This is a genomic window from Paenibacillus segetis, assembly GCF_014639155.1.
Taxonomy (GTDB): Bacteria; Bacillota; Bacilli; order Paenibacillales; family Paenibacillaceae; genus Fontibacillus; species Fontibacillus segetis.
In genome coordinates this window covers 1,035,302-1,061,543 of the sequence record NZ_BMFT01000001.1, presented here as the reverse complement: position 1 = coordinate 1,061,543, position 26,242 = coordinate 1,035,302, and the positions used below count along the sequence as shown (strand labels likewise).

Annotated in this window: 26 protein-coding genes and 1 riboswitch; of the genes, 13 read left to right on the top strand and 13 right to left on the bottom strand. The window is 40.8% G+C overall.

The features are described 5' to 3' along the window. Positions 1 to 107 precede the first annotated feature (107 nt). Together IEW05_RS04615 and IEW05_RS04610 are read left to right on the top strand one after the other, a co-directional pair. Positions 108 to 1,031, top strand: a complete 924-nt coding sequence (locus IEW05_RS04615; protein WP_188536265.1) for a LysR family transcriptional regulator — start codon at positions 108 to 110, stop codon at positions 1,029 to 1,031. A gap of 169 nt (positions 1,032 to 1,200) precedes the next feature. Further along, complete coding sequence (locus IEW05_RS04610) at positions 1,201 to 1,773, top strand: superoxide dismutase family protein (RefSeq protein ID WP_188536263.1); 573 nt, start codon at positions 1,201 to 1,203, stop codon at positions 1,771 to 1,773. 70 nt (positions 1,774 to 1,843) lie between these two features. Here IEW05_RS04610 and IEW05_RS04605 read toward each other — a convergent pair whose 3' ends face one another. Next, positions 1,844 to 2,923, bottom strand: a complete 1,080-nt coding sequence (locus IEW05_RS04605; RefSeq protein WP_188536262.1) for an AI-2E family transporter — start codon at positions 2,921 to 2,923, stop codon at positions 1,844 to 1,846. Between the two features lie 253 nt (positions 2,924 to 3,176). On the opposite strand from IEW05_RS04605, the gene IEW05_RS04600 reads away from it, so the two are divergent. Genes IEW05_RS04600 through IEW05_RS04590 form a run of 3 tightly spaced genes read left to right on the top strand, consistent with a single transcriptional unit; the run spans position 3,177 to position 6,262 of the window. After that, complete coding sequence (locus IEW05_RS04600) at positions 3,177 to 3,668, top strand: DUF4358 domain-containing protein (RefSeq protein WP_188536260.1); 492 nt, start codon at positions 3,177 to 3,179, stop codon at positions 3,666 to 3,668. A gap of 5 nt (positions 3,669 to 3,673) precedes the next feature. Next, on the top strand, positions 3,674 to 5,059 hold the full coding sequence (locus IEW05_RS04595; protein WP_188536258.1) for an MBOAT family O-acyltransferase: 1,386 nt from the start codon (positions 3,674 to 3,676) through the stop codon (positions 5,057 to 5,059). A gap of 48 nt (positions 5,060 to 5,107) precedes the next feature. After that, positions 5,108 to 6,262 carry a DHHW family protein gene (locus IEW05_RS04590; protein WP_188536256.1) on the top strand — a complete coding sequence of 385 codons (1,155 nt, stop codon included), beginning with the start codon at positions 5,108 to 5,110 and terminating at the stop codon, positions 6,260 to 6,262. Here IEW05_RS04590 and IEW05_RS04585 read toward each other — a convergent pair. From IEW05_RS04585 to IEW05_RS04560, 6 genes are all read right to left on the bottom strand, one after another. After that, positions 6,259 to 6,786: a hypothetical protein gene (locus IEW05_RS04585; protein WP_188536254.1), complete on the bottom strand. Its 528-nt coding sequence runs from the start codon at positions 6,784 to 6,786 to the stop codon at positions 6,259 to 6,261. The two genes, IEW05_RS04590 and IEW05_RS04585, sit on opposite strands and share 4 nt — an antisense overlap. 123 nt (positions 6,787 to 6,909) lie before the next feature. Next, positions 6,910 to 7,467 carry a hypothetical protein gene (locus IEW05_RS04580; protein WP_188536252.1) on the bottom strand — a complete coding sequence of 186 codons (558 nt, stop codon included), beginning with the start codon at positions 7,465 to 7,467 and terminating at the stop codon, positions 6,910 to 6,912. 116 nt (positions 7,468 to 7,583) lie between these two features. Beyond that, a complete protein-coding gene (gene sdaAA / locus IEW05_RS04575; RefSeq protein ID WP_188536250.1) occupies positions 7,584 to 8,471 on the bottom strand; it encodes an L-serine ammonia-lyase, iron-sulfur-dependent, subunit alpha in 888 nt (295 codons plus the stop codon). A gap of 13 nt (positions 8,472 to 8,484) precedes the next feature. Next, complete coding sequence (gene sdaAB / locus IEW05_RS04570) at positions 8,485 to 9,150, bottom strand: L-serine ammonia-lyase, iron-sulfur-dependent subunit beta (RefSeq protein ID WP_188536248.1); 666 nt, start codon at positions 9,148 to 9,150, stop codon at positions 8,485 to 8,487. 209 nt (positions 9,151 to 9,359) lie between these two features. Then, positions 9,360 to 9,476, bottom strand: a riboswitch (glycine riboswitch). 114 nt (positions 9,477 to 9,590) lie between these two features. Beyond that, on the bottom strand, positions 9,591 to 9,971 hold the full coding sequence (locus IEW05_RS04565; protein ID WP_188536246.1) for a VOC family protein: 381 nt from the start codon (positions 9,969 to 9,971) through the stop codon (positions 9,591 to 9,593). 149 nt (positions 9,972 to 10,120) lie between these two features. Continuing rightward, positions 10,121 to 11,584 (bottom strand): MFS transporter, encoded by a 1,464-nt coding sequence (locus IEW05_RS04560; protein ID WP_188536244.1) that lies wholly within the window; start codon positions 11,582 to 11,584, stop codon positions 10,121 to 10,123. Positions 11,585 to 11,727: 143 nt separating this feature from the next. Between IEW05_RS04560 and IEW05_RS04555 the strand changes: the two genes are divergently transcribed. After that, positions 11,728 to 12,153, top strand: coding sequence for a MarR family winged helix-turn-helix transcriptional regulator (locus IEW05_RS04555; protein ID WP_188536241.1), 426 nt, complete (start codon positions 11,728 to 11,730; stop codon positions 12,151 to 12,153). 69 nt (positions 12,154 to 12,222) lie between these two features. On the opposite strand, the gene IEW05_RS04550 is transcribed toward IEW05_RS04555, so the two are convergent. Together IEW05_RS04550 and IEW05_RS04545 are read right to left on the bottom strand one after the other, a co-directional pair. Beyond that, positions 12,223 to 13,032: an ABC transporter permease subunit gene (locus tag IEW05_RS04550; RefSeq protein ID WP_188536239.1), complete on the bottom strand. Its 810-nt coding sequence runs from the start codon at positions 13,030 to 13,032 to the stop codon at positions 12,223 to 12,225. Continuing rightward, positions 13,029 to 13,916: an ABC transporter ATP-binding protein gene (locus IEW05_RS04545; RefSeq protein ID WP_188536237.1), complete on the bottom strand. Its 888-nt coding sequence runs from the start codon at positions 13,914 to 13,916 to the stop codon at positions 13,029 to 13,031. The genes IEW05_RS04550 and IEW05_RS04545 overlap by 4 nt, the downstream gene beginning before the upstream one ends. Positions 13,917 to 14,120: 204 nt before the next feature. Here IEW05_RS04545 and IEW05_RS04540 point away from each other — a divergent pair, with 204 nt between their 5' ends. Next, on the top strand, positions 14,121 to 14,669 hold the full coding sequence (locus IEW05_RS04540) for a TetR/AcrR family transcriptional regulator (RefSeq protein ID WP_229753259.1): 549 nt from the start codon (positions 14,121 to 14,123) through the stop codon (positions 14,667 to 14,669). Between the two features lie 257 nt (positions 14,670 to 14,926). Further along, positions 14,927 to 16,585, top strand: coding sequence for a histidine kinase N-terminal 7TM domain-containing diguanylate cyclase (locus IEW05_RS04535; protein ID WP_188540723.1), 1,659 nt, complete (start codon positions 14,927 to 14,929; stop codon positions 16,583 to 16,585). Positions 16,586 to 16,656: 71 nt separating this feature from the next. Here IEW05_RS04535 and IEW05_RS04530 read toward each other — a convergent pair whose 3' ends face one another. Both IEW05_RS04530 and IEW05_RS04525 read right to left on the bottom strand, forming a co-directional pair. Continuing rightward, the gene (locus IEW05_RS04530; RefSeq protein WP_188536232.1) at positions 16,657 to 17,091 is read right to left on the bottom strand and encodes a MarR family winged helix-turn-helix transcriptional regulator; all 435 of its coding nucleotides are present in this window, start codon (positions 17,089 to 17,091) and stop codon (positions 16,657 to 16,659) included. A gap of 185 nt (positions 17,092 to 17,276) precedes the next feature. Continuing rightward, a complete protein-coding gene (locus IEW05_RS04525) occupies positions 17,277 to 18,314 on the bottom strand; it encodes an NADH:flavin oxidoreductase/NADH oxidase (RefSeq protein ID WP_188536230.1) in 1,038 nt (345 codons plus the stop codon). Between the two features lie 298 nt (positions 18,315 to 18,612). Between IEW05_RS04525 and IEW05_RS04520 the strand changes: the two genes are divergently transcribed. Then, complete coding sequence (locus IEW05_RS04520; RefSeq protein ID WP_188536228.1) at positions 18,613 to 19,542, top strand: hypothetical protein; 930 nt, start codon at positions 18,613 to 18,615, stop codon at positions 19,540 to 19,542. A 112-nt stretch (positions 19,543 to 19,654) separates the two neighbouring features. Here IEW05_RS04520 and IEW05_RS25900 read toward each other — a convergent pair whose 3' ends face one another. Both IEW05_RS25900 and IEW05_RS04515 read right to left on the bottom strand, forming a co-directional pair. Next, a complete protein-coding gene (locus IEW05_RS25900) occupies positions 19,655 to 19,780 on the bottom strand; it encodes a hypothetical protein (RefSeq protein WP_268238722.1) in 126 nt (41 codons plus the stop codon). 10 nt (positions 19,781 to 19,790) lie between these two features. Further along, positions 19,791 to 20,681 carry a helix-turn-helix domain-containing protein gene (locus tag IEW05_RS04515; RefSeq protein WP_188536226.1) on the bottom strand — a complete coding sequence of 297 codons (891 nt, stop codon included), beginning with the start codon at positions 20,679 to 20,681 and terminating at the stop codon, positions 19,791 to 19,793. Positions 20,682 to 20,819: 138 nt separating this feature from the next. Between IEW05_RS04515 and IEW05_RS04510 the strand changes: the two genes are divergently transcribed. The 4 genes from IEW05_RS04510 to IEW05_RS04495 all read left to right on the top strand — a co-directional run bounded on the left by IEW05_RS04510 (position 20,820) and on the right by IEW05_RS04495 (position 26,141). Next, complete coding sequence (locus IEW05_RS04510; RefSeq protein ID WP_188536224.1) at positions 20,820 to 22,808, top strand: glycoside hydrolase family 127 protein; 1,989 nt, start codon at positions 20,820 to 20,822, stop codon at positions 22,806 to 22,808. A gap of 98 nt (positions 22,809 to 22,906) precedes the next feature. Beyond that, on the top strand, positions 22,907 to 24,316 hold the full coding sequence (locus IEW05_RS04505; protein ID WP_188536223.1) for an ABC transporter substrate-binding protein: 1,410 nt from the start codon (positions 22,907 to 22,909) through the stop codon (positions 24,314 to 24,316). A 71-nt stretch (positions 24,317 to 24,387) separates the two neighbouring features. Further along, a complete protein-coding gene (locus tag IEW05_RS04500; RefSeq protein ID WP_188536220.1) occupies positions 24,388 to 25,314 on the top strand; it encodes a carbohydrate ABC transporter permease in 927 nt (308 codons plus the stop codon). Beyond that, complete coding sequence (locus IEW05_RS04495; protein ID WP_188536218.1) at positions 25,311 to 26,141, top strand: carbohydrate ABC transporter permease; 831 nt, start codon at positions 25,311 to 25,313, stop codon at positions 26,139 to 26,141. The genes IEW05_RS04500 and IEW05_RS04495 overlap by 4 nt, the downstream gene beginning before the upstream one ends. Positions 26,142 to 26,242 lie beyond the last annotated feature (101 nt).

Genomic DNA, 26,242 nt, shown 5'->3' with positions numbered 1-26,242 from the left:
ACATCTACAAGGAGGAGAAGCGAAGACGGTTTGTCCAACTTACGAGAAAGAGATACAATGTTTGTAAGATATTCGTAAGTTTAGCGTGTCCGATAATGGAGGAGAAAATGATTGTTCATACCTTGAAAGTATTTGTAACCGTAGCAGAACAAAGCAATTTTTCAAGAGCTGCAGAAATGCTTAATCTTTCTCAGCCAGGGGTCAGTCTACATATAAGAAACTTGGAAAATGAATTTGGTGTTAAGCTTCTCCATCGTTCTTCTAAGCAAGTGAAGATGACGGAAGCAGGACTTATTTTATACACAAGAGCCAAGCAAATTTTAGCCCAATATGATGCAGCTACAGAAGAAATTCATCTATTACGGAACGAGGTTACAGGGTCATTAAAAATAGGCGCAAGCTATACCATTGGTGAATACATCCTACCGCGTCTTCTATCACAATTCGTGAATCAATATCCGCATATCGATATCCAGGTAAAAATTGCGAATACCGAAGAGATCGCACAAGAGATCCATACCAATGAACTTGATGTCGGCTTGGTTGAGGGTGAAATTGAGTATCCCGAAATTCAAGTGAATCCGCCTTTTATGGAAGATGAAATGGTGTTAGTTGTGCCTGCTGGACATCCCTTAGCTTCGCTAAGAAGTGTTAGTCCAAACATGTTGCATGATCTAGTCTGGGTGTTTAGAGAACACGGATCGGGTACCCGGGCTTTTAGCGATCATTTTATCGATGAGCTGGGCCTACACGTGAAACGTTCCTTCGTCTTCAACAGTAATCAGGGGGTTAAGGAAGCTGTTATTGCAGGTTTGGGTGTTGCGATTTTATCCCGCTTAGTTATGATTAAGGAGCTTGAAAGTGAGGGATTACATAATATACAGATACAAGGTCAACATATGACCCGTAATTTCTATGTTTTGCAGGATAAGAAGTCTTCCTTAGATACGATGGCTGTGAAAATGTTCATTCAAAAACTTAGACAATTTGCTCACGATCCGGACACCTTCACTCCCCCATCATTCCACTAACCCGTTAAAATAAAGAAAGAAATATGAAAAGCACTAGATACATTCATGTATCCGGTGCTTTTTTGCATAAAAGAGAGACCATATTAATTCAACACGGGTTTGCTGACTCTGATAATGGGAATAAATAAAAGGTAGTACACAAATAAATCAATTGATTTGGAGGGTATTTATGAAGTTAAGACAAATTCCATTGTTAGCTGTTATTGTCCTGCTACTGATCGTAACAGGTTGCAAAGCCGAAGAAACCATGGGTGCAATGACAGCCTCAATCGCCAATGAACCATCTGCAGCGGTGAAGCCCATCACGAGCGACATTATCAATGAAAAGGGAGCTAAAATTGGAACAGCTACGTTTACGCAATTAGCAAAAGGTGTTCAAATTGATGTATCTGCATCAGGGTTAAAGCCTGGACTCCATGGCATTCATATACACGAAACAGGCAAGTGTGAAATACCGGATTTCAAATCAGCAGGTGCACACTTTAACCCAACAGTTAAACAGCATGGATATGATAGCCCCAAAGGAGAACATGCGGGTGATTTATCTAATCTCGTAGCAGGAGCAGATGGGAAAGCACAGGCTCAATTTGTATTAACGACGGTCACGTTGCAAAAAGATGTTCCCAACTCACTACTCAAAAGTGGTGGAACTGCTTTGATCATTCATGAAGATCCAGATGATATGCATACCGATCCCGCAGGTAACTCTGGTAATAGAATTGGATGCGCGATCATTCAATAAACATAGTTTGTAATGTTATGAAAATCCAATAAGCTGGCGGTATGTCCTTTTTGGCGTATCGCCAGTTTTTTTATGCTTTTTCCCATTTTTTACGGAAGAATAAATCATATATCTTAACTACAACAATTTTTATAATCATATAGACTGGAATGATCAATAACACTCCGATGATTCCAGCCAAATCACCACCCACCAACACCAAAATGATTGTAGTGATCGGATGAATATCTAGCTGCTTACCAAAAATATAGGGGGCAATCAAATTATCTTGAATTTGCTGAGCGACCAAAATGATAACGAGTGACCAAATCCCAATGGAAGGGGACTCAATTAACCCAATAATGACAATCGGTATCGCAGATAATATTGCCCCGACAAATGGAACAAAGTTCATGATAACAGCTATCACGGTAAGTAACAGAGCATACGGTAAACCAATGATGATGAACCCAAAATACATCAGTACTCCCAGTGCCAAATTAATCAGCACCCGGCCCACAATAAAACTGCTCAGAGAACGATCGATATCAGCGACTACTTTAGCTGCTTCCTTATGAAATCTTTTTGGCGTAAAGCTAACGAGTTTACGTCCAAAATTACCACTATCTTTTAACATATAGAACAATACAATGGGAAAAATGAACAAAATCACGGTAATATTCGATATGACAGAGAACAATCCAGAGAGATAGTTGGTCATCACCGAAAAGCCCTTATTCAAATAATCCGTGATCTGTGAAGAAGGACTCGTGTCACTAGGGAAAAATTGCGAGAGAATCCCGCTTTGTTCGAGATTTTGAAGCTGTTTGCCTAGCGCGACAAATAAATCCGGCGCATTATTTAACAAATTGATAAATTGATCACGTAGTGATGGCCATACACCAAGAATAAAGCCTACAAAAAATAATCCAAACACCAAATAAATCAGTAGGATCGATAAAGTACGATTCATTTTTTTTCGTTCCATTATATTTACAAGTGGACGAAGTAAATAATAAAAGAAAGCCGATAACATTAAAGGCACGGTAGCAATCGTAATAAGCGACAATATAGGTCTAAAGATGAAAGTAACCTGTGAGCCCAAATACAATATTGTCAGTATTAATACAATTGCAATACATACTCGGATAAAGTTATTAAGCTTAATCACATAATCGCCCCTTATTCTTTTCAGCTACTATTCTTGATCACTATATTAATCCCCCAGAAACCGAGGTCTAATACTAAACAAACGAGCTCTGATACATCATCGTATCAGGCTCGTTTTTTGTATTTTTGTATAGTTTTCCGCAGATGATAAGAAGCATACTTATTTTCCCACTGGTCTTCGTGCAACATTAACAGTTTCCGTACCGTCTTTGCTATCTGAACACAATAAAACACGACGAGGAGAATGAACTAACATGAGCAAAAAGAATCTTTTAATGATAATGGTCGTTGTACTTGGAATCATGCTAACCGCATGCGGTAGTACAAGCAACAAAGAAGAGGCTGTCGAACCAACCCAAACAACAAAGGAAATGACCGACACTGTACTTTCAAAAGTTGAGCAACCTTCCTTAATGGAATTATCACCGGATATGGTCAGTGACCTCTACCACTTGGATCCTGCTTTACTTGAGGAATATACCATTATGATGCCGATGATGAATGTGAAAACAAATGAAATTGCTCTTCTCAAGGTCAAAGATGTCAAAGACACCCCGGCCGTAGAAACTGCTGTCAAACAACGGGCAACTGATATTCAGAAGCAATTCGAAACTTATCTACCTGACCAATACGAAAATGCCAAGAACTATAAACTAGTAACAAAAGGGAAATACGTTATCTTCGTTATCTCCGAAGAAGCCGATAAAATCATGCAAGAATTCGAAACTTTCTTCGTTAAGAAATAATCGTTATGGTCTTCAGTAGCCTAATATTCTTATTCTTGTTCTTGCCTGCCGTATTGGCATTATATTATGGCTCACCGTGGCGAATGAAGAATTTGATCTTATTCGCTGCCAGCCTCGTATTTTACGCTTGGGGAGAACCTGTATATATCGTCATCATGTTGCTCTCCACCATCACTGATTACAGCTTTGGTCTGCTTCTAGAGAGACCAAAGCTCAGTGATAACAAGCGAAAAGGGATTGTTGTTGTATCCGTCATCGTTAATTTGAGCTTGCTGTCCTATTTCAAATATGCAGACTTTCTTATCGGAAATATCAACGCACTCTTCGATACACACATTCCGTTAACTGAGTTACCTTTGCCGATCGGGATATCTTTTTATACGTTTCAATCTATGTCCTATATCATCGATGTGTATAGAAGAACCGCTAAAGCCCAGCGGAACTGGATCGATTTCGGTACCTTTGTAGCCCTTTTCCCACAATTAGTAGCTGGCCCTATCGTGCAATATTCCACAATTGCTGAGCAATTACGCCATCGAACGGTAAGCAGGGAGATGTTTGCAGAAGGAGTACGGCGTTTTACGATTGGATTAGCGAAGAAGGTATTGCTAGCGAACAATATTGGATTGCTATGGAATACGATCACTAACTCAAGCCCAGATACACTAACTGTTCTCACTGCATGGCTCGGTATTATCGCCTTTGCATTCCAAATTTATTTTGATTTCAGTGGTTATTCAGACATGGCTATAGGTCTTGGGTTAATGTTTGGATTTCGGTTTAATGAGAACTTTAATAAGCCCTATATGGCACAGAGCATCACTGATTTTTGGCGGCGTTGGCATATTTCATTAAGCACCTGGTTCCGCGACTATGTCTATATACCGTTAGGTGGTAATCGTCATGGATTTGGCAAACAGCTGCGAAATATTCTGATCGTATGGATGCTGACGGGGATTTGGCATGGAGCAAGTTGGAACTTCCTCTTTTGGGGGTTGTACTTTGGCATTATTCTAATATTTGAAAAGTGGGTAGGACTGAAGTTTCTTCAACGTATGCCACGGTGGATCAGACATAGTTATGCAATACTTCTTATCTTGATCGGCTGGGTACTCTTCGCATTTGATGAGCTTCCCGCCATGTTGAGTTATTTTACCGCCATGTTAGGGCTAAATGGACAACCTTTATGGGATGCAGAGACAGGTTATCTTTGGTACACGAACTTAATATTGCTCGTTGTACTGGTCATTGCTTCTTGTTCTAACCGGATAGGATCACGTATGGAGACTAGGCCTTATCTTCAGCTTGTTTGGCATGCCGTGTTATTCGTACTGTCAATCGCTTACTTGGTTGATGCAACCTTTAATCCTTTCCTATACTTCCGATTTTAAAACCTAAGAGGTACTTTTTGAACACACTATTAAAGGAGTATGAATGAGATGAAGAAACGCGTAGATCAATTGTACATCGCTGGATTTGTCGCTATTCTATTCGTCATGTCTTTCTTATTCCTGCTTCTACCTAAGTCGTATTTCTCGGACACAGAGAATCGTCCACTACAGAAAGTACCACAGTTCACGTGGGATAACCTTTGGTCCAAGACATTTTCCGAACAGACCGAAGGCTACATAACCGATCATTTCCCTTTTCGAGATTCATGGGTTTCATTAAAATCAAGCATAGAACAGTTGCGTCTACAACAAGAGAACAATGGGATTTACAAAGGTCATGACGGTTATTTATTCGAGAAGTTTGGTAAACCAAATTTTGAAGCAATACAGAAATATACGGGGGCTATTAATAAGTTTGCGGCTAATCATCCCAAGGCCAACATAACGTTTATGCTTGCTCCTACGTCGATTGGGGTATATCCAGAACGGCTACCTTGGCTTGCCCCTACTTTTCCGCAGGTGAAGGTGAACGAGTATGTTGCTGATCAGTTACAGTTAGGCGTCAACCTATCTTTCATGGATGGGTTTGATTTCTTGCGTCCTGCTGCTCATGAACAGATACCCATCTTCTACCGCACAGACCATCATTGGACGACTTATGGTGCTTACTTAGCTTATCAAGCCTATGCGGAGAACGTGGGCTGGACGGTAAAGGACAAATCGGAGTTTACGATTAAAACGATCACCGATTCTTTTCTAGGGAGCTATCATACACGGAGCCAATTCAATAGATTAGACCCAGATTCCATCCAAGTTTATGTACCGAAATGGCCTACCTCTTCAAAGATGTATATCGCGGATACAAATGAAACCATATCTAGTCTATACGACCCCAGTTATTTGGAGAAGAAAGATAAATACTCTTATTTTCTTGGTGGAGTCCATGCCCTCATGACCATAACAAGCGATATTAAGCCAGAGGACATAGAACAGCAGAAGCTGTTAGTCATCAAAGATTCTTATGCGCATAGCGTGCTTCCATTTCTAGCCCTTCAAGTGCCGGAAATTCACGTTATCGATCTACGGTATTACAACGGCGATATTGGTACTTACATGACCGAGAATGGGATTGAGGATGTATTACTACTGTTTAATACAACGACTTTTGTTGATAATCAAGAATTGTTGAAATTAGCCCGTTAGTCATTTGTATTTATTATTTCTAAAATATCATCAGCGTTATATTGATCATCATTTACTTTCCAAGAGCCGCCTTCTTTTAAAAGAGTCATCGTTCCATTCAGGGTTAATTTTTCTTCCCCAAAACGAAGAGTGGCCTCATAAGTAAGCTCACTGCTATCTTCAGTAACATTTGATCTTCTAAATGAAATATAAGTAATTTTCAGGTCACTTTGTTTGATTAATGCTGCTCTCAAAGCCCATTCGTAGACATGATCAGCAGATTGTTTATCGAAAAACTCTTTTGTTGTTAGAGACTTAATCGACTTTTCCCTCTTCGCGATTTGCTCTGGGTTAATCTCTTTAGCGTTGTCCGGTGGAGCTGCTTCAAGCTCCTTCAATTTATATTTAAGGGCTATGTTAGTAGCTGTAGAAACTTGTGTAGTAACATTACTCGTGTTCTTAATTTCTTCTCTATACGAACAAGCATCTAACATGATTGAGCATAAAGTAATGATCGCAATAAATATATAATATTTTTTACTCATCAGTTCCCTCCCCTATTCAAAGAATGTCAGTTAAGAGATATTTTCCATAATTATACACTAGAAAAGACAAAAGGCGACCCGAGGGTCGCCCTTGAGATAGTCTAAATTCTATTTATATCTTACTTAATCATCCAATTCCACACTTTGGATTTGACCATCCGTATCTACCGTCCATTCGATTTCAACACCTTTGTTCAGTCCTAAGTTGTCTTCATCTTCAATGACGATATGACTCGGAATGGTTAAGGTTTGTTGCCCCCCATGTTCCACTTGGACGGTAACTTGATTCCCATTAACCGCTTGAATGATTCCATCATATTCAAGTTGCCGCAAGACAATTTCACCTTTAGGATCGGTAATGGTTACACGTTTACCACCGTCTGTAAGGAGCTCAACCTTTTTGTGATAATCTTTTTTTATTGTAGTATCCACAAGTACCTTTTTAACTTTCACATCTGCGGGGATTCCTTCTGAATCCGCTACATTAGATTCTGTTTGAGAATTCGGTTGTTCTGTTGTAGTATTCGTATTCGATTCTGTTGGTGCTGGGGTTTCTACTGGAGGAATTGAGTTCTGTGATTCAGTTTGTGCCTTCGAACAACCACTTAGCAGAATGAATAGGCAAGTAAAAAGAAGGAGTGTAGCATGAAATCGTCGCTGTATGTTGCTTTTATGTGTCATCGTGTTACCTCCATTAAGTTTAATCGTTAAATTATCTCTAACTGAAAAATACTATTACATTGATAGATAGGATTAACCACATCTTCAATCCTTAAACCATGTTTCCTAAGGATCATTTAAGATGGTGATTTAGTCGCTTTGATCTGCTCCGTCAACTTGCGTCCGGTTGGAGTTTGAGCTAATCCACCAAGTGCCGTTTCGCGATGTTCTCCCGGCATTTTCGAACCAACCTCTAACATAACACCTATCACTTCGTCCGAGGGAATGACACTTCGAACGCCGGCAAGAGCCATATCCGCAGCCGCTAATGCATTCACTGCGCCAAGACCATTACGAACAATACATGGTACTTCAACGAGCCCGGCAACAGGATCGCATATTAGACCCAGCGTATTCTTGAGCGCAAGACCAACGGCATGAACCGCTTGCTCAGGAGTTCCTCCACGAAGTTCTACAAGTGCTCCTGCCGCCATCCCGATGGCAGAACCAACCTCAGCCTGACAGCCGCCCTCTGCACCTGAAATGAAAGAATTGTTGGCGATAACGTATCCAATCGCTCCCGAACTAAACAGCCCATGAACGAGCTTCTCATCCTCCCATCCGAATCGCTCTTGAGCGCTAACAAAGACGCCGGGAATGATCCCACAGGAACCTGCTGTTGGTGTAGCCACAATGCGACCCATCGAAGCGTTAACCTCAGACACTGCGAGAGCATACGCCATCGCTTTAGCAGCCCAAACACCAACAGACGGTTCAAAAGAAGTGATGAGTTCGTTAACCTTTCGACCGTCCCCACCTACAAGCCCACTTCGAGAGGAAGTATTACTCTCAAGTCCTTTACTAACCGCTTCCTTCATCACTTGATAATAGGCGGTCATCTGATTCACAATCTCCTCCGGTGATTCCCCGGTTTCTTTAGCCTGTTCAGCGATCATGAGCTCTGCGATCGTTAACGATTCAACCTGGCATATTTCCACTATATCTTTAAGGGTACTAAAACGCATATATACAACTCCTCTAGTTGAGATCAATTACAGAGACTCGGCTAATATGTGGCAGGAGAGAAAGGGTTTCGAGAACTTCATCCCCCGGCCTTTTATCACACTCGATGACTGTCATCGCGGAACCATTTCTTTCTTTGCGATCTACATTCATAAAACCGATATTCAATCCAGCGCTACTAACCGCTCTCGTAATAGAAGCCAGGATCCCAACCTGGTCGTCGTGAGTGATCACCAGTGTCGGATAATATCCTGTGCAGCTAACAGCGAAGCTATTTATGGAATGTATCTTTATATTTCCACCGCCAATTGAAGCCCCACTAACTGTGATATCCCTACCACCTACGCTCGCTGTAATCTCAACGAAATTGGGATGAGGACTCATCAAAGTACTCTGCCGCAACTCAAAGTGCAGACCGGACTGCTCGGCCTCAGTGAAGGCATTCTGAATTCGCTCATCATCTGTGTCGAAATCAAGTAGTCCTCCAATAATAGCTAGATCTGTTCCGTGGCCGGAATACGTCTCCGCAAAGGAACCGTAAAAAGTGATGATAGCTTGCTCAGGCATACATCCGAGCAACTGCCGTGCAACACGACCGATGCGCACCGCACCAGCTGTATGTGAACTTGAAGGTCCAACCATAACTGGACCGATAATAGAAAATACATCTTTGAACCTCATGACGAATCCCCTTCTTAGGTGAGCGTTCTAGCTTTACTTTGTCATGCTCTACCTGTTCGTATGCATATTTCTTATTAATTAACTTGTAAACACAAAAAAGGACAGAGATCCGGCTATAATGCCCGATCCTCTGTCCTGGGTACCTGAGAGTTTAAGCAGTCCTAAGACCAGCGTTCCCCTTTGGTGGCTATGTGCTCTCTCCAGAGTCGCGTCCAATGGCGGTTCTTCTACCTGAGAGTTTAATCGAACAGCTGACTAGCTGCCGACTTGCTCCTTCGGTGCCCGGAGAATATATCTTGCTCAGGGTCTCTCCCTACCATCTTCATCCGCATATTCTGTTTTACCTTTTTAGCTTAATGTAGAATATTCATAGCAGTCAATATACCTAGCTTTTTAACTCAAATTAGTAACCGGTTATAAATTCTCATGAGTGATTCTCATTAGAGCAGCATTAATTGCCACGAGATACCGAATTTATCATTAACCCAGGCAAATTTCTCACTTACGGGAGTGGGACATATTGGCATTAGTACCGTACCCTCTTGAGATAACTTCAGATAAAGATTATCAATTTCTTCAGATGTCTCGCAGGTTATAAACAATGAAATGCTCGGCGTAAAGTTGAAATTATGTTCTTCTTTACTATCAATACACATATAAGTTTGTCCATTTAAAGTAAAGATAGCATGTAATATGGTTCCATCTTCATGATATAACACCTTATTTATTTCTGAATTGTCAAACAAAGAGGTATAAAAATTCATAGCCTCCTCAGCCCGTCCAGAAAACATGAAAAACGTGGCAATTTTTTGATGTTCCACGATAGAACACTCCTTTTATAGGATATATGTACCATGCTGAATTATCCAATTTTATTCTTTTTCCGTCAAGCATTAGTTTCATATATATAGAAGCCCTTGAAAATTTCAAGGGCTTCCGTACTAAGTTGATGGATTCATTAAATTGGCAATTATTCCTCTTTAGCAACGGCCCGCTTAACCGCCTGCGATTTATACATACGCCAGCCCGTTAACAACCCTGCAACTAAGCAGATCGATGCCGAAGTTGTGAAAACCACTCGCATACCAGTTAAGAAGACATCTGGCCGATCAGGGATCAATCCAGTTACCCTATAACCAACCTCACCGCTCATGACATGGAACAGAATCGTGGTTGCAACGGTAATCCCTACGACCATCCCAATATTCCGTACCAATGAGTTCACGCTTCCAGCCGAACCAAGCTGGGTACGAGGAACCTCAGACATGACGAGCGAATTGTTCGGTGATTGGAATAGCCCACTGCCTATCCCTAGCATCGCAATCCAAATGCCTACAACAATCAAAGAGCTTCCCCCGTGCAGATTAGCTAATCCGAATTGGGCAATGACCATCACAATGAGCCCCGCAAAGGTCAGCAGTTCAGATCCTATTTTGTCAGATAAAGCTCCACTAAGCGGAGCTACAATGACCATACAAATTGGCAAAAGCATTAGTAGGAACCCCGCATGGAACGGGGACAAATCGAGCATATTCTGGGCATAGAATGGTGCAATAATATTGAAACAGAAGTTTGCCGTGAACACGAGAAATCCGCAAAGAATACTGATTGAGAACGACGGGTTCTTGAATAGTGACAGCTGAAGCAACGGCTCAGAGCGAACGAATTCTACTCGTAAGAATAAAGCTAAAGTTATTGCAGCAGCAATCAGAGAAATAATAATCCACATGTTATCGTAACCCAATTGTTGGCCAAGCAGCAGACCAGCAAACAACGTAACAATAAATATGGCAAACAGCGAACTTCCTGGTACGTCTATTTTTGCTTTTACCCGAACTTGATCTTTCGGAAGGTATCTCCATCCCATCATAATGGCAATGATTCCAATGGGGACATTCACCCAAAATATATATTCCCAACCGAGTGACGATATAATAATTCCACCTAAGCTTGGACCAGCAATACTTCCGAGCGAGACAAAGGTTCCAATAAAGCCAAGTGCCTTCCCCCGTTCATGCGCTGGGAAAATATCAGTAACAATTCCTTGGCTATTCGCCATGGTCATGGAAGCACCCAAAGCTTGAATGACCCTTGAGATAATCAAAAAGGATAATGAACTACTCAGTCCACATAACAATGAGCCAATAATAAAAATGACTGTTCCGATTTTAAATATTCTGATTTTCCCCGCGATATCTCCTAATCTCCCAAAGAAAAGAATTGCTGCACAGATAGCCATAAGGTAACCTGTAGTCACCCATTCAATCTGCGCGATGGGTAGGCCGAGCTCCTTGGATAGAACAGGCAATGCAATATTAACAATACTTCCGTCTAACGTGGACATAAAGGTAAATAAATTAAGAACAATGAGAATAAGCCAACGCTTCTTCTGAATGTCGGCATCCTCTTGGTAGCTTCCAAGAATTGAGTTCATTAAGTAAACCTCCAGATGACTAAAGTTCATTTAGTTGCACACGCAACTAAATCAGTAATTCCAGTTTAACTCAAATTAGTTGCGTGTGCAACCACTTTATTATAATATGGGTTGTAACATTAATTCTTTAAAGAGGTGTAATCTTGAAGAAAGAACCCTTAGCCAAGCTTATCTCATATATTCACAGGCAAAATCAAAAAACACTCGTAAAGCAGCTATCTCCTTATGGAGTTGGCAGCGGTGGGCAGCATAGCTTTCTAAAATCAATTCTACATTATCCTGGAATAACCCAAGATCAGCTCACACAACAATTAAAATTCGATAAAGCAACTACTGCCCGTTCAATCAAACAGTTGGAGCAATCTGGATATATCGAGCGGAAGCCAGATCCGAATGATCGACGCTCCCAGCTTCTTTATCCAACATCAAAAGCTCAAGAGTTCTTACCCATTCTTCAATCCATATTGGATGATAATAATAAAAGACTTGCTCAAAATTTAAACCAGGAAGAAGAAGATTTACTCATCTCCCTCCTCCAAAAAATCAATATTGAACCCCCTGAAGAATAAATGCGCAAAAAACTCCAGGCCCCTAGGGACTTGGAGTTTTCATATTTGCTTTCCATGGAATGAATCATATTATAATGGCAAATCACGTCTTCGAAATAATACTACCGCTAAACCGAACGATATCAAACCGATAGCAGTGAGAATGATCGAGATGAATACCATATCCACATTACCATTAATAATTTCACTAGGCTTATACAAGGAGAAGATGGAAATGTTCCTCATCCAATGTATCTTGTCACTAAGTTTACCCAGCAGATCCAAGCTGAAGAATCCGAATGCAATCAATCCGGAAATACCACGCGCCTTCTTCTCATCATTACAAAGAGAGGACACTAGAAAGGATATACCTCCAACAGCAAAGAATAGCAAAAACGCCGAAACGTTCATCTGAATAAATTTAGTTGTATCGAACTCATATTCACTTCCCAGAAACCAAGCATTTCCTGCGAATCCAGCAAGGGTCGTAACACCCATAATCAGAAATAAACCAGTTACCAGCACGCTTGCTTGAGTAAACGCTACTTTCCCCCTAGTTGTCGGGGTAGATAATAAATAGGCCATAGAACCTTGATCCACCAATTTAGCCATAAGCCCAGTTGATAATTGAACACATACGATCGCAAGGATAAGAATTAGAATCAATCCATAATATTCGCCTGAAATGAATGCCTCGGCACTACCAAAGCCGTTAAGTCCAAAAGCTTTGCCTACTCCTTCAGGCATAGCTTGAACTAGTCCATCGATGGCTTCCGAATTTTTCGCGATGCTTGGAAACAACCAGAACATGAGAATGATATAAAACGCGGATCCAAACGCATAGTTCATGAATCCCTTTAAGTTCACTTTCATCATCTGTTTATATAGGGTAGCATTCATTTCATCGTCTCCTTTCGATCATAATAATTCATAAATATGTCCTCTAGGTTTTGGCTAAAGATATCAATATTACGTACTTTATATTTGGCCGTCTCTTCCACAAATTTATTGTAATTCCCCTGAATGGCAACCTTCACGCGATCCCCTTTGTGTGATTCGATTAGCAGACCCGAGTTCAAGAATGATTGGGCATCGGAGGGGTCTTCGAAGGTAACTTCGAACACCTTACGCTGCATGGATTGTAATTCGTGAATATCTTTAACCGCAATGATGACACCGTCTTTAATAATCGCAGCCCGATCGCAGGTCCGCTCAATTTCTGAGAAGCTATGTGAAGACATCAGGAAGGTTTTACCTCGGGACTTCTCCTCTAAGACAATCTCAATAAATACCTTCTGCATGAGGGGGTCAAGACCTGACGTTGGTTCGTCTAAAATGATTACTTCTGGATCATGCATAAATGCGGCTACAATCCCCACCTTTTGCTTCATGCCTTTGGACATTTTACGAATGGGGGTATGAACGTCAAACTGCAATCGATCAATCAAGTTGGCGCGCTTGGACAAATCCTTAATTCCCTGCATCTTAGCTATAAAATCCAAGAACGTCTTCCCCGTCATCCCTTCAATAAAAGATATTTCTCCCGGCAGGTATCCCGTATAAGCTTGAACCTTCCCTTGCTCCGTCCATGTATCTAACCCATTCACTTTCACAAAGCCTTTATCAGGTTTCATGAAGCCCATGATATGCCGAATAGTTGTAGACTTCCCTGCTCCATTTGGCCCTAAGAAGCCGAAGACCTCGCCCTTCTCCACCGAAAACGACACATCGAAAATCCCTCTCCCATTTGAAAATGTCTTCGTCAAATGCTGAACGGTTAACATTACGGCACCTCCAAGAATAAAGAAAATGAAATATTTTTAATAATATATTTCATATGTTACAATATACCTGAAAAATAACTTCGTCAATGGTTTTATGAAATATATTTATGTTTATATTTCATAAAATTTATATTATTCCATAAAGTTAGGGTGAACGTAATGAACGGGTTTGAAAAGAGGGCCAACCTCATTAAAAATAAAATCATGAAAACTACCTTTAACATGCTACGAACATCGGGCCCTAAACGGATTCGAATCGCTGACATATCCAAGGAGGCCAAGGTTTCTCAAGTTACGATCTATAATTATTTTGGAAGTAAAGAGACTTTGCTCCAAGAAGTCTTTAAAAACTACGCAAACAATGTAATCGCCGAATTCGAAGACTATATGAACGGAGGTCATTCGTTAAAGGAGAAGATAGAGTATATTCTCTTCATGGAGAAAAAATACTATAATGAATTATCACCAGGACTTATCAAAGAGCTTTTGATAGATGATCAAGAACTAACTCGATATGTCGAAGAGGTTTATAAGGAGAAAACCCTTCCTTTGACCATTCGGATCATTGGGGAAGGGAAAAAAAGTGGCGAGATTTCCGAAGACGTCTCCATCGAAAGCGTTCTAGGCTTTATACAACTTTTCATGAATCAATACGAATTAATTCTGGGAATGGCTCAGCAAAGTAGCGATTTAGATAAATTTCTCGATGGAATGGTTCATATGTTTTTTTATGGTATATGCGGAAAGCCCTAATTTACTAGACTATAATTTCAATCTACAAATCCAATAGCATTCACATATATTTAGAGGATATCCGCCAGGATAGCCTTTTTTTACATATAAAATATTATTTTTGTGAATTTTCTCATATCCATTTGGAATATTTTACTTAATACACCTTTAATTCTGTTGTAATTTTTTCACTATATTAGTATTATTATAGGAGTTTAGGCCCAACTTAGAATGGAGAAAAAATACAATTACATAAGGAGTGTTACATATTGGGCCCCATGGCATGGGTTGATATAATCGTATTCTTCCTTTTATTTGCTCTTTTTGTTTATGTTTTTGTCTCTGTACCAATCACTAATTTACATAAGATATATTTAGCATTTCACTTCTCCATGATGTTATGGCCCTTCTGTCAGTTTGTCATAAAAACAACGGATAACGCCCAGTTGCAATTATTCTATGTACAGCTTGCTTTTATTAATATGACTCTATTAGCACTTGGATGGCTACTATTCACGCTTTTTCTAACGGGGCACTCCAAGTTTTTACGCAGAAAAATATCTTTACTCATTTATGTTCCAGTTATATTAGTAACGCTCAGTGCAATATTCAATCCAAAATCTATGTTTGTCCAACCTGTACATGGGGGTTACGTACAGAGAGCTTATGGGCCACTTTTTTGGGTTATCTCGGCCATTTTCATAGGGTATCTTATTGTATCTCTCTATTTCATGTATCTAGCTTTAAAGTCAGAACAAGTTTCTCGTATCAAAAAACCGGTTATCCAGATGCGTAAAGGAATCTTGGTCATGTCTGCTTTCATATTTATGGACATATTCCTCAATGTCGTATTCCCGTTACCTATACCGGTTATTCCAGGGTTAACGTCTCTTGGTATTCTGCTATCTGCTTGCTTTTTCGTCATTGCTATTCGTCGCTATAAAGTATTTGACATCGTAACGATAGCTCATCAAGATATTATCGACACACTCATTCTTGGGATTCTAGTACTTGATGATAATGAAACCGTTGTAGAAATAAATCAATCGTTATCCCCTTATATCCAATTAGAAATAGGTGACCGCTTCGATATAGGGACCTTCCTTTTACAAGAAGATCCTATTAGTGAGGTTGACATGTTCCTGGAGGCTTACAGAGAACGACCTCAGGAGAGAAATGAAATTGAAGTGAAATATAATAATATCAACTTCCGTCATATCAAAATTCACGCAGCACCTATCATGGTTAGCCATACAATGGTTGGGCGAATTCTTACTTTTCAGGATACGAGCGAACTTCACCGTCTCATTGACGAAACCAACTTCCAGAACGAAGTTCTACAACTTCGTAATCAATCATTAATTGGCATTCAACATGAACTTTTTCAAACCAATCAGAAACTCGAGCTCATGGCAATTACCGATAGCTTAACAGGTTGCTATAATCGTCACTTTTTGACACAACAATTAGAACATGAAGTGATGAAGAATATGAAATATCAAATTCCGTTTGCCTTGTTTCTATTAGATATTGATTTTTTTAAATCTGTAAATGATAATTACGGGCATTTAGCCGGCGATGAAGTGATATGTAACACTGTTGAGATAATTAATAAATCACTGCGGCAAAGTGACATTTTGGCTCGGTATGGTGGAGAAGAATTTATAATCTATTTACCTAATACGAATCAAGATCAAGCATACCACATAGCTGAAAGAGTCAAACAAGCCGTTGAATCGAATAAAGTTTTTGTCCAGAATGTAGAATTTCCTTTATCGATTACTGTAAGTATGGGCTTTCTAGCTATTCATGAATTTAATAAAGAAATTTCAAATAACCCCAAGACTATTCTAAATGAAATGTTTGAATCTGTGGACAAAGCCTTATATCAAGCCAAAAATGAAGGCCGTAACCGGATAGTTAGTATTGTAGGGTAAGCTGAGTTTAAAATTTGAAGAAGGCCCCCCCATAATTCGTCATCTAACGAACTATGAGGGGGCCTTCTATTTTAACGTTGTTTCAACTGAAGAATCTGTTGCAGCAAACTTTCTAAATCGTTGTCCGGCAAAGCCTTTAATAGAACCTCGTTAAATGTCACTTTCGCTCTATCCAGTTTATCCTGACCAATAGATGTCAAAGAGGTATAGACATTTCTACGATCAGTTTCACAAATTTGCTTTTGTAATGCCCCACAGCCTTTGGCTTCAAAACGACTGACAAGTCTGGAGACGGCGCTTTGACTTAATCCAACCATCGACTCCAATTGGTGCAACTTAAGCTTCTTCTCAGGTGCCTGAGATAGGAATAAGAGCAAATAAAATTCTTTTAAGGATAACTGATGCTTTTCTAATAAATTAGATTCTAATTCACCTGCTATGTTCATTTGAATATGCGTTAGTGACAGCCATGTGCATATATAATCATGATTCAGTTCATTTTCCATATCATTAAGTCCTTTCCAAAGCAAAATGCAATTGAAGAATCAGTCTTTACTTTTTTCATATTATAACATTAGGTTCAACAGATAACGAGCATATGAGCATGTATGTCCCAATAAACCCTTATATAAAAAAACAGAGACCTACTTAACCATAAAGTAGGTCTCCAAAACATGAATGGATTATTGTTTTATTTCGTTATGCGAGGAAATCCAAACTGATATTGTCTAGGAAACTCTGTCTCTTTTTGAAGCTGAACCGCAGCTTCCAGCGTCCAATGAGGATTTCTTAGCATTCCACGTCCTACTGCAACAAGGTCAGCCTCTGCATTACCAATTACAGCATTGGCGAGTACCGGCTCATCTAATTTGCCAACCGCAATTACGGGAACATCCAATCGCTGCTTGATTTCTCTCGCCAAAGGAACCTGATAACCTGCATGGGTACCCGGTCTACCAGCAGCGGCGATTTCACCTTCCCCACCTGAACTAACGTGGAACATATCTACACCAGCTTCTTTATATGCCTTACTGAATTCTACGCTCTCATTAATTCCATATCCACCTTCAACATATTCCATAGCGGAGATACGCATAATCAATGGCATATCAGCTGGCATCTCACTTTTGGCAGCGCGAATGACTTCAGTACCGAACAAGGTTAGATCCTGTCCGTATTCATCTGATCGCTTATTCGTTAATGGTGAATGGAATTGGTGAATTAAGTAACCGTGTGCCCCGTGAAGCTCGATCACATCAAAACCTGCTTTGATCGCCCGTTGTATACCCAATCGGAATTTCTCAACCATTTCTTTAACTTCTGCAGTCGTAAGTTCTCTTGGAGTTTTATATTTTTCGTTAAACGCAATTGCTGATGGTGCTACAGGAACAGCCGCATCTTCCGCTTTGCGCCCTGTATGGCCAATTTGAATCCCCACTTTAGCACCATACGCGTGACATGCTTCAACGATTCTTGCCAATGCAGGTATATGTTCATCGGACCAGATTCCAAGGTCATAATCCGAAATTCGTCCATCTGGCTCTACATCCGTCATTTCAACGATAATTAATCCTGTTCCTCCAATTGCTCTGCTCACATAGTGCACGTAATGCCAGTCCGTAGCCATTCCGTCTTTGGCTGATACAGAATACTGACACATTGGAGGCATAACCACGCGATTTTTTAATTTCAGATTCTTCAACTCGTATGGTGAAAATAAATGATTCATAAACTCTCTCTCTCCTTTTGTACGATCAATTATTTTGATGTTCTAAGTATGGCTAAATTTCACACATTAATTAAATGCATGCTCATGCATATATTATATAACGTTAAGAAATTTACTGTCAAGAGCCTGACGAACGAAGTACGTGAGAGACTCAAGACTGTAAACTCTAATTGACGAAAAATTTGAACTGTTAATTCGAACTAAACAATGTCGATTATAGCGATTGAACTATAACTGCAACATTAGCATTCAAAAAATCGTCATATATATAACAAATACTTCAAAAGGAGGGTTATCTATGCAGAGGAAATTACTTAAACAATGGATTTCCGTTGGTCTCAGCTCGACAATTGCTTTTGCAGGTATAGGATTTGCTGTCTCAAGCGTCCTACTCCCTGGGCAAACGGAAGCGGCGGCTGCAACAGCAACCCATTCTTCTTACGACCAATTTGAGCAACGATTGAAGAAACCGTCGACGCTTGGTTGGGCAAAAGCTACCCTAATCAATAACATTGATGAATTTTCACTATACCAAGCGACAATTGCGACACTACACCTGGAAAACGCGCAAAAAGCCTACCTACCAACTGCTCAACAAAGAATAGAAGCAACCGCCATACAGAATGATATTAATAAAGTTTACGAGCCAGGTATGACCATGAACACCGTTCGCTCCAAAGTTACTAGTTCCAAGACCAAGATTGTACTCCAAGATCTAAACTCTATTGGCTATAAGCTTGAGACAAGTGAAGGCATGTTTTATCCTGTTATGGATTATAAGAGTTTTAAGGTATTTAAGCCGTATGTGAAGCCAGATATTCAAGCCTACATTGATTTGATGGCAACGGAATCCCAGCAGCCTTCCACCGCAGATGCAGCACTTCGGATCGGTTGGGATGAGGTGCTTGAGCGTACCTTGGCAAAAGAAGCATTCCTAACAAAATATAAGAGTTCCAATCGTACGGCTGCTGTTAAAGAGGCGTTCGTACTGTCTAGAATGTACACCTTCTACGGGACCAGTAATACCCCGCTGTTTGATTACGATTCGATGACAATCAATCCTGAAGCAAAAGCAGCTTACGAAAAAGCACTTACCAGTAAAACTTCATCGGAAATCAAAGCCAGTGGTGTTCTAACCGAGCTCCAAGAGTTCCTCAAGCTACTAGACCAATCAGATGATACAAAAACTCAAGCTATTAATGATTTTCTAAAAGGTATTTCCTCATAAAAACTACAAAGCTAATTTACAATACTTCGCAAGAGAAAAAAACGTTTACCCCGGCAATTTCGGATGGTATACGTTTTTTGTTAATACAATCATGAATATAAACAATAGATGGCTACATAATCACCGATTCAAAGCACCGTACGAAGAGATCTTCCGGTATGTGATGCTTCTCACCTTCTGGCCCCATATCAATAATGTAGTTGGCTGACATAACATCCAAATTTCTATATAAATTCATCTTCATAAAATTACAGGTGTCCCCTCATTTTCCGTCGAAAATTAAGCGGGGAGATCCCTTCTTTATTTGAGAAACAGAACGTGAAATACGAACCATGCTGGAATCCCACCTCCTCTGAAATCCGCGTGGCCGACCACTCCGTTTGCACTAGTAATTTCTTCGCTTGCTCAATTCTGTATTGTAATAAGTAATCCATAGGCGTCATTCCATACACCTTAAGCATGCATCTAGCCATGTAGTTGGGGTGATAATTCAGTACGCTCTGTAAGATCGAATTGGTAATTTTATTGCTGTAATTTTGTCTGATGAAGAGTTCAATTTTCTCTGCTAAATTAAATGCCGTTCCATCTGATGTTGAAGCAAGCTCACGGTCAAGATACTGGATAAAGATCTGGAACACCGATTGCCTCTTCCAGTTACGAAGCGACCTAGGTTCATCTTCCAATTGAAAAAATTGCTCCAAAATATCCATCGCCTTGGGCTTAAGTCGCATGTGCTTTGGGAGAAACACGGAGCATACCTCACTATGGTTTAGATAGGCTGTTTGCTTGTGACTAGCGAACAATGCTGATTGATTATCTAAACAATCCCCCATACTCATACATTCTTCCCAAGCCCCGAAGGTATGAAAATGAATCCAAATAATTTCCGTATTTGTATTACAAGCTTCTGTCCCAAAATGACTGGCATCTGGCCTAAGAATGAACGATTCCCCCTCCTGAATTATCCACTCCGTTTCCCCTTCTCCCAAGCATAATGTCCCCTTGGTAACAACGACCAAATCAAATACACCAATGCTGTTTCGACTGACATGGCGCTCACCTACACAATAGAATGCGCGACCACAATCGATGAAATAGGGAATGGGTGGAGAGATGAAATGTAGGATCGGTGAACTCATCTTTATCACCTCCAGTTGGTTGTAATTTCTAAAAAAGTAGTTGGTAATTATTATATAAATATCATAGTACTACGTTTATTATGTAATTAATAGCGCTTTCATAAAAGTTTGGATTTATAAATCAAAGGAGACTACTTGATGAGAAATTTGTCCATATCGACCCCTCTTCCATTAAAAAAGGTAACGATCCAGGATGACTTTTGGTCTCCTTATATTTCATTGATCCGAGACGTTGTTGTTCCTTATCAATGGGATGCGCTTAATGATCGTGTTGAAGAATCCGAGCCGAGTCATGCCATACAAAACTTCAAAATTGCTGCTGGATTAGAAACGGGTGAGTTTCACGGAATGGTGTTTCAGGACAGTGATGTTGCCAAGTGGTTAGAAGCTGTTGGCTATTTACTCACATTAAGTCCAGATAGCGAGTTAGAGAAGATTGCCGATGAGGTTATTGATATCATTGCCAAAGCTCAACATACGGATGGATATCTAAATACGTACTTTACGCTGAAAGAGCCCACAGGACGGTGGACAAATCTAGCGGAATGCCATGAATTATATTGCTCAGGACATTTAATTGAAGCTGCGGTTGCTTATTACAATGCAACAGGAAAAGGTAAGATCTTGGATGTCGCTTGTCGTTTAGCAGACTGTATTGATGAGGCTTTTGGTGCAGAGGCTGGAAAAATCAAGGGCTACGACGGACATCAGGAAATCGAACTTGCTTTGATCAAGCTATATCAAATCACAGACAATGATCGCTATTTACGGCTAGCTAAGTTCTTCTTGGATGAACGGGGACAGCGTCCGCATTTCTACGATTTGGAATACGCCAAACGAAACGGCAAAACACATTTTCCTTCACTAAGCATGGCCAAAGACAAATCGTATAGCCAATCTCACCTGCCAATCAGAATGCAAAAGACAGCCGAAGGGCATGCAGTCCGAGTTGTCTACATGTGTGCGGGGATGGCAGATGTTGCGGCCGAAACAAACGATGAACAATTATTAGCTGCTTGCCTTTCACTATGGAGAAATATTGTCTCCAAACGAATGTATATCACAGGGGCAATAGGATCAATGGCCTACGGTGAAGCCTTCTCTCTTGATTATGATCTACCTAGTGATACCGCATATGCGGAAACTTGTGCCTCCATTGGATTAATCTTTTTTGCCCGCCGTATGCTGCAAATCGCAGCAAAAAGCGAGTATGCGGATGTCCTAGAACGTGCACTGTATAACACCGTAATAGCCGGAATGTCCCAAGATGGAAAGCATTTCTTCTATGTGAATCCACTTGAAGTATGGCCCGACGCTAGTGGTAAGAATAGAAATTTTGACCACGTGAAGCATCAAAGGCAGCGTTGGTTCGGTTGTGCGTGTTGTCCCCCTAATATTTCAAGGCTACTTGCCTCACTTGGGTCCTATATTTACTCAGTCAAGGAAGAGACCTTGTATACCCACCTGTATATTGGAAGCCAAATCGAACTAGAGCTCAACGACCAGAAGGTTCAAGTTATTCAGCACTCTGAACTTCCATGGGAAGGTAATGTTCGCTTCCAGTTCAACATGGAGCAATCTTTACGATTCACATTTGCGCTGAGATTACCTAGTTGGTGCGATACTCCTGAAATTCATATCAATGATACTTCTTATTCTATTCATGAAGCATCATTAATCGATGGCTATATATACATCGACCGACGATGGAATCCTAAGGATCTAGTGCATCTTGTATTACCTATGCAAATTAATCATATGAAGGGCAACCCTCTTATCAGAGAAACAGCGGGAAAGGTTGCGTTACAGCGAGGCCCCCTAGTGTACTGCTTGGAGGAAGTCGACAATGGAAACCATCTGCATCAATTAATGATCTCTCCCAATGAGACCGGGCACTCCCTCTTTCACCCTGAGTTACTCGGAGGTATGCAAATGATAGAAATGCCAGCCTTCCGTATGCGAGGAGATTACTGGGGCGATCAGCTATACCAAGCTGATGTTCAGGATCAGCTAGAGCAAACGACAGCCCATTTCATCCCCTACTTCGCTTGGGCCAACCGAAGTGTAGGTGAGATGCAGGTCTGGATACGGGAACAAAAGTTTCAACCTGAGGAGGTGCAAGTATAAATATTTCTTACTCTAATGAGGGAGGGAAGCTATTAATTATGGGTTCTGGGAATGTAGTCATTTTCCCAAGACGACGATTATATAAAGGAGGGGTTAACGTGAGATTTATTAAAAAAGGATTGGCAATGAGTGTTGCATTAATCACAATCTTCGCATTAATCGTAGGCTGTAGCTCGAATAGCAATAAAGGGAATACAGCTTCCCCTAGTAACAAGACTTCTGATTCAAATAAATCTGGCGAAATTGTAACTCTGAAGTACTTAGACTGGGCCCCCGATGAAGAAAGAAAATCGCAGCAAAAAAGCTTCGATGCATTTATGGAAGCTCACCCCAATATTAAGATTGATTATCAAAGCGTTCCAGAAGACGAGTTTCCGTCCAAATTGACCGCGATGGCTGCTTCAAAAACTCTACCCGATATTAGTGCAATGAATGAAGCTCAAGCACTTAGATGGGCGGAATCAGGTATTTTAATGGATATGTCAAAATACTATGAAGATGGTACGATCTCACCGAAAATGGAAAGTAACAAATTCGTCTCACCAGACGGTAAGCTACTCGGGTATAGCGTTGCCAATGAAATCATCATCCTTCACTACAATAAACAGTTATTTGATGACGCTGGTATTCCTTATCCTCCTGCCGAAACAGAAAAGGCTTGGACATGGGATCAAATGCTAGAGGTTGCTCGAAAGCTAACGGTCGATAAGAATGGTAAACACCCGAATGAAGCTGGCTTCGATAAAGGTAACATTGTGCAATTTGGTATCGATGTTAACCATGCTGCAGATTTCTTCTGGACTCCTTTTGCCATTAGTAATGGGGGCGGTGAAGTAAGCCAAGATGGCAAGGAACTGCTGATCAATAAACCGGAGACCATCGAAGCCATTCAGAAAGTAGCCGATTTGTCCTTGAAAGAGTTCGTTTCTCCAACTCCAGCACAAGCGCAAGGGCTACCTGGTGACGTTGGTCAAAAATTAGCCTCTGGCAAGATCGCCATGGCTACTTCAGGTCAATGGGAGCTCGTTAACATCGGTCCACAAGTTGAAAAAGGCCTAAAGAACGGCGTAGGTGTATTGCCTATCTTTAAGAAACCAGCAACAACCAATACCGGATTGCCTCTGGTTATCTACAATACAGCGAAACATCCAGATGAAGCTATTACGTTATACAAATGGTTAATGGATCCAAACCAAAACCAAGCTAACTTTGACAGTGGTGTGTGGATGCCAACAGAACTAAGCTGGTATACGGATCCAGAATTAATCAAGAAATGGACAGCAACTGCAGTACACCCACCAGAATATAAAACTGCCGTTATCGATTATGCATTAAAAGCAACATATCCAACTCCCTGGTTCTTCCTACCAACATACAGCCGACTCGGTGAAGTGCTAAATCCTGGGCTTGATCCAGTATGGCTTGGTGAGATGACAGCACAAGAAGCAGTTGATGCTATTTATCCAAAAATGAAGGAAATATTCGACAGTGGTAAAGCGAATCCGTAAGTGATCGATGCACGGAGGCTGCAAATAGAAGCAGCCTCTCCGTGCATTCCAACATTAAGGAGGCATAGTGAATGCCCACACTTGATCGACCTACCAGTTACAAAAGCCATAAACGGCGGCAGATATGGGCAGGATATCTTTTTATCTTACCCGCTATCCTAGGTATTCTCATCTTTACCTTGGCCCCACTGTTATACAGTTTTTATTTGAGTTTTACGAATTGGACTGTATTGGCACCAAAAAAATGGATTGGTTTCGAAAACTACCGAAAAGTATTTATGGAAGATTACTTTTTCGTTAAATCATTGAAAGTAACCGCCTACTATTCGATTGGAAGTGTTGTAGCTATCGTCATATTTTGTTTCACCATCGCGATGTTACTCAATTCTGTCAAACGGGCAAAGGCTTTTTTCAGAGCCGTTTTCTATTTACCAACGGTTATTCCGATGCTGGCTGGTGCCATCTGTTGGATTTGGATGTTCAACGTCGATTTCGGGATTATCAACTATGCTCTTGGATTTCTCGGGATTGATAAGCAGTATTGGGTTGGAGCCCCTGGTTCGGTTATTCCCTCATTGATAATTATCGCAGTATGGGGAGCGGGAAATGTCATTGTCATCTTCATGGCTGGTATGCAGGATGTTCCTAGGCATCTTCTTGAAGCGGTAGAAATCGATGGTGGCGGATGGTGGAAAAAACTAACCTCTGTTACAATTCCACTTATTTCACCCGTTATTTTCTATAATATTATCTTAGCTTTCATCAACTCGCTGACAGCATTCACCCAGACCTATGTCCTTGGACGCAACGGTGGGGGGCCCAATGATTCCGCTCTGTTCTATTCCTTCCTAATCTATCGGGAAGCCTTCAAGTATCAGAATATGGGGTATGCATGCGCACTGGCTATGGTACTCTTCGTTATCGTTGGATTCTTCACCTATTTGCTATTTAAGCTCTCGTCCACTTGGGTGCATTATGAAGGGGGCAGCAAGAGATGAATTACCGTGTACGGGGTCAAATGCTCACTTATTTTTTCCTAGGGATTCTTGCCTTCCTCTTTATATTTCCGATTTACTGGATATTCCGTTCCTCGTTACTCGATTTAGGGGAAATCATGGGATACCCTCCGATTCTATTTCCTGAAGTTTTTAGGTGGGAGAATTATAGCGAGGTACTAAACCGTGTCGATTTCCTCAAATACATCGGCAATACATTTATCATAATCATTCCAGTGTTAATCGGAGTCGGTCTTACGAGTAGTTTAGCTGCATTCGGGTTCGCACGAATCGATTTCCCACTCAAGAATTTCTGGTTCTCATTAGTCATTATGACGATATTAATGCCAAGCATTGTTACGTTAGTACCAACTTATATCGGTTGGTCGAAGCTTGGTTTAACGAGTACTTTTCTCCCTCTCATCATACCGGCTTACTTCGGCGGAGGCGCATTTAACATTTTTCTACTTAGGCAGTTTTTACTGACCGTTCCCCGTGATTTGGATGAGTCAGCGGTTATGGACGGTGCGGGATATTTCAAGATATACTCCCAAATCATCCTGCCACTGGTCAAACCAGCGCTGGTCGCAGTCCTACTGTTCACTTTCGTTGGGGTATGGAATGACTTCTTGAACCAACTCGTCTATTTGAACGATCAGGATATGTACACGGTGGCTCTTGGGTTATCAACATTGCGTAGTAGTCTAACCTCTCCAATGCACCTTATTATGGCTGGTACAATGATTATGATTATTCCCGCTACTATTATCTTTTTGGTCGGACAAAGATACTTCACCGAAGGCATTGCGACAACGGGAATCAAAGGTTAACATGATTGATTAATTAATCAGTGCTTTACCTAATCCACCGGTAAAATAGAGACCACGTCCAGGAGACGTGGTTTAGCTTATTTTATGATGAATCGTAATTG